Annotated in this window: 2 protein-coding genes and 3 pseudogenes; all 5 read left to right on the forward strand. The window is 41.5% G+C overall.

The features are described 5' to 3' along the window. Positions 1–170 precede the first annotated feature (170 nt). Positions 171–756: pseudogene (locus AB4589_RS14520) on the forward strand (IS6 family transposase). A 230-nt stretch (positions 757–986) separates the two neighbouring features. After that, positions 987–1835, forward strand: coding sequence for a carotenoid biosynthesis protein (locus AB4589_RS14525; protein WP_017104230.1), 849 nt, complete (start codon positions 987–989; stop codon positions 1833–1835). A 158-nt stretch (positions 1836–1993) separates the two neighbouring features. After that, positions 1994–3394: a cytochrome P450 gene (locus AB4589_RS14530; RefSeq protein WP_372100900.1), complete on the forward strand. Its 1401-nt coding sequence runs from the start codon at positions 1994–1996 to the stop codon at positions 3392–3394. A gap of 261 nt (positions 3395–3655) precedes the next feature. Continuing rightward, positions 3656–4199 (forward strand): annotated as a pseudogene (locus AB4589_RS14535) (IS6 family transposase). A gap of 79 nt (positions 4200–4278) precedes the next feature. Beyond that, positions 4279–4611 (forward strand): annotated as a pseudogene (locus AB4589_RS14540) (transposase); the annotation flags it as partial.

Consider the following 4611-nt stretch of genomic DNA (forward strand, 5'->3'; position numbering starts at 1 on the left):
TATAATCTCAAAGCTAACTTAATGTAACGAAAAATCATGGAGTTATGCTTACTTCCAGTACCCGAATGGCGATATAGTGGCGGCAAATTTTAATCACAAGAAACAGGGGTTGTGTCGCAAACAAGGGGGTAGGTTATGATCACCCCTCAACATTCTTCAGCTTTAACATTATGACTATTAAGTTTACTGGCCGTCACTTTCCTTCTGAGATCAGACTACAGTCCGTTCGTTACTATGTTTCCTACAAGCTGAGCTACCGTGAAATTAAAGAGGTGTTAGCTGAGCACGGCATCAGTGTTGACCACTCAACATTGAACCGTTGGATCATTAAATACGCTCCCCTGCTTGAGCACCAGGCACGTAAATAAAGAAGCCAGTCGCGTCTGCGTGGCGAATGGACGATACATACATTAACGTCAAATGTCAGTGGAAATATTACTATCGAGTCGTTGAGAAGCACGGTCATTTCATTGATTTTTTACTCTGCAAACGCCGTGATGAGAAAACGGCTCGCGCCTTCTTTGCCAAGGCAATCTGCTATAAGGGTTTACTAGGAAAAGTGGTTAGCGATAAGAGTGGTGCCAACGCGTTAGCGTTACATAATGTCACTGTTTAACTCTGGCTGATGGGAAATCAGATGAGGGAGCCAGTTCCACCCTGGCAGGCGTGGAACTGTGGTCGATAATTAAAAGTGAACAGCTCGATAATCCTGAAGGCTTATCTGCTTGGGAGCAATTTTACGCCCTAGCAGCCTAATTGCATCTGAAGATCTGTACACTTGTACTTCGTCATAACTTTGCGACACAACCGTATTAATGGTACAGATCACATTACATCAAAGCCACTGATTAGACCAGGCAACAAACTTTTCATGATATTCTGTCCTGCTTTATTATTATCGTCTATTTGATATCAATTGATTAGCACCATTATTCATCTTGCCTAATCGTTATCATGACTTTTAGTTTCAAAAATAAGAGTAGTATATGAAGCCTAGAGCACCTTTATTCTTGCTTGCAATCACCATTATTTATATTGTTTATTCATTTCTTCGAGGTTATACCGACTTACATATATCGAGCGTATTTACTCCACTAATTTTGTTCCCGTTTGCAATATTACACGGTAGTGTCTATTGCGGTATAAAGAAAATGTCATGTTTCTTTCTATTAGTCTTCGTTGTCAGTGTTTTCTACGAAAGCGTTAGTATTTCAAGTGGATTTCCTTTCGGTCACTATTATTATTCTGACCGACTAGGAATTAAAATATTTGACGTCCCATTAGCAATCATGCCGACCTACTTCAGTTTGGGTTATGTCTCTTGGTTTATATCAACCATCCTTCTTAATCAGTTTGATAAACCGATACAAACGAAAAGTAAAGCAATCATCATCTCTCTTACTGCCTCATTTGTAATGGTTTCATGGGATGTCGTTATGGATCCTGTGAATTCGCTCATCAAATCGCTGTGGGTCTGGACCGATCGTGGTGTGTATTTTGGCGTTCCGTTAAGTAATTTCTTTGGGTGGTTTTTATGCGTATTTACCTTTTATTTGCCTTTCTCATTATGGTGCTACAACGATAAAGTACATTTGAAGCAAATCCCGCCCCATGGTTACTTATACCTGCCCTCAATCATTTACGTTACCATAATGTCAAAATACATCCTTTGCTTCTTGTTCAAAGACAACCTTGATGTCGCCACTTTGCATGGCGAAATTTTTAGCTCAAAAGACATTTATGGAAGTGTGATGCTTATTGGTATCTTTACTATGCTGCCAATCGGTATCCAATCTATCTATAAGATCTACCGACACCGCAGTCACTCGCTCTGAGCGACAAGAGTTCTTTAGTTCACACAATACGGTACTCACATTGTTTACACGCGCTAGCGTTGTATCACAACCAAAGTTTCGTATTACGATAACAAGCATGCTAAGCCGCTCTCAGCACCTCCTATTCATAGCATTCAGATCAAGTTAAGGTAATACAAATGCAGAAAATTGAACAGCTTCCAATGCCTCCTAAATCGGGGATTTTGGGGCATGTGAGTTATTTGAAGAAACCCAATGTTCATCAACAGATGCTGTCTTGGGTGAATGAATATGGTGCTTATTTTCGTTTGAAACTGGGAATGAAGGATGTAATGGTTCTCTCTGAACCCTCTCAGATTAAGGCGATTTTAAAATCGAGGCCAGATGACTTTCGCCGTTTGAAAAGCATTGAAAGTGTGTTTGAAGAAGCAGGGCTTAACGGTATTTTTTCTGCAGAAGGTGATCGTTGGAAACATCAGAGAAAGTTGACTGAGCCTATGTTCCAGCCTAGCCACCTTAAACATTTTTACCCTAAGTTAAGTGTGATTACCGAACGTTTAAGAAAGCACTTTGAAAAGTTATCAGAATCAGGAACTGTCGTTGATTTAGTTAGCGAATTCAAAAAATACACAGTAGATGTCACATCATTGTTGGCTTTTGGTGAAGACTTTAATTCGATTGAGCAATCAGACACTCCTCTTGGAGAAAGTTTACGACATGTCTTTCCTGTGATTAGCCAGCGCTCTAAGTCTCCTATTCCTTTATGGCGATTTTTCAAAACCAAGAAAGATACTCAGTTCGATGCAAGTTTAGAAGAGATCGGTCATTTTGTGTCGACTTGTATTGATAAGCAGCGCACGCGTTTGGCTGAGTGTCCTGAACTTAGAGAGTCGCCAGAAAATATGCTTCAAATAATGCTGCTGGAACAAGAATTGGATACATCACTGACTGATCGAGATATTCTAGCGAACGCCATTACTCTGTTATTAGCAGGGGAAGATACCACAGCAAACACTCTTGCTTGGATGGCGTTTCTTGTGAGTGGAAACCAAGGTAGCGAGCAAGCTTTACAAAGTGAACTGGCTGATCTGGGAGAAGCTTCTGTATTAGAGTGGCCGATCCCTCGGGTTCCCTACATGACAGCAATTATGTATGAAGCGATGCGCCTTAAACCTGTGGCTCCTCAGCTTTACCTAGAGCCGACAAAAGATACTTATCTTGGTGATTTTGACATAAAAAAAGGCACGCCTGTTTTCGTAATACTGCATGCTAACGGTTTTGATCCCGATTTGTTTGAAGATCCAATGTCGTTCGATCCTAATCGTTGGATAAATAAAAAAGGGGCGTCATTTTCGAACCTTCAACCATTTGGCGGGGGGGCAAGGCTTTGTCCGGGTCGTTCACTCGCTATTATGGAAATAAAATTGGCGTTTCATTCTTTATTTAATGAATTTACGTTAGAGCCTCAGCAAGCTCCTGAAGATGTGTTCGAACAGTTCGCGTTCACCATGTCGCCTGTTGGATTTAAAGTCAAAATTAAAAAAGTTGCTGATGCTGACAAGAGGAATATCAAACTTTAACTGGGCAAGAAGGACAGCATATGGATGACCTAAAGCTGGAATTAAAGTGTACCTTTATCCAAAGTAAGTGGCTTGGTGAAGAAGATAGACGGAATTTGAGACATCGTGCTTTTAAATATCTTCAATTAGAAGAAGACTTTTGTTCTTTAATCGATAATTATCCCGCAAACGATCTTATTATGGAACTCAAATCTCTTCTTCTCAAGTGAGGTTGGCATTGCCTTCTCCTAGGGGGTTTGTCGCGAACAAGGGTGGTAGGTTCTGATCATACTGCAGTCCGTTCGTTACTATATTTCCTACAAACTGAGCTACCATGAAATTGAAGAGCTGTTAGCTAAGCGCGGCCTCAGTGTTGACCACTCAACATTGAACCGTTGGGTCATTAAATACGCTCCCCTGCTTGAGCACCAGGCACGTAAATAAAGAAGCCAGTCGCTTCTTCGTGGTGAATGGACGAGACGTACATTAACGTCAAAGGTCAGTGGAAATATTACTCTCGAGTCGTTAGAAGCACGGTCATTTCATTGATTTTTCACTCTGCAAACGCCGTGATGAGAAAGCGGCTCGCGCCTTCTTTACCAAGGCAATCTGCTATAATGGTTTACCAGGAAAAGTGGTTAGCGATAAGAGTGGTGCCAACGCGTTAGCGTTGCATAATGTCAATGTTCAACTCTGGCTGATGGGAAAAATACTCAACTTGATTGAAGTGTGTCAAATTAAATATCTGAACAATATAGTTGAGCAAAGTCATCGAAAAGTGAAAGGTAAAATAAATCAGTGCCTGGGGTGGAGCTGTGGTCGATAAGGCTTTGTTGCGTAATTCAATGTAGCTAAATCAAGAACCTACGATCTGATCAGCTACCTCCACCCTCTCTCGTAGCTCTATGCCTAAGCCTCGTTACAAAACAACCAATCACTCATTAACCGTGGCTCTCTGACCTTTTGGATTGATGAAGAGGCGATAAGCGGCTGGGCGCAAAGCAAACAGAATAAGCGCGGGAGGCCGCGTCGGTTCAGTGATTTAGCTATCACGACAGCACTCATGGTGAAACGAGTTTTTTCTATGCCATTGAGAGCGCTGCAAGGATTTATCGACTCGATATTTAGGTTAGCCCATGTACCGTTAAGTTGTCCGCATTACACCTGCATCAGTCGTAGAGCCAAGCAAGTTGAGGTTTCATTTAAGACTAAAACGAGAGGAGCGATACAGCACCTAG

The sequence above is a fragment of the Vibrio sp. 10N.222.49.A3 genome, from assembly GCF_041475145.1.
Taxonomy (GTDB): domain Bacteria; phylum Pseudomonadota; class Gammaproteobacteria; order Enterobacterales; family Vibrionaceae; genus Vibrio; species Vibrio tasmaniensis_A.

Excerpts from the sequence above, each read along its gene's own strand:
- AB4589_RS14525 (WP_017104230.1), top strand. The coding sequence starts at position 987 with ATGAAGCCTAGAGCACCTTTATTCTTGCTTGCAATCACCATTATTTAT.
- AB4589_RS14530 (WP_372100900.1), top strand. The coding sequence starts at position 1,994 with ATGCAGAAAATTGAACAGCTTCCAATGCCTCCTAAATCGGGGATTTTG.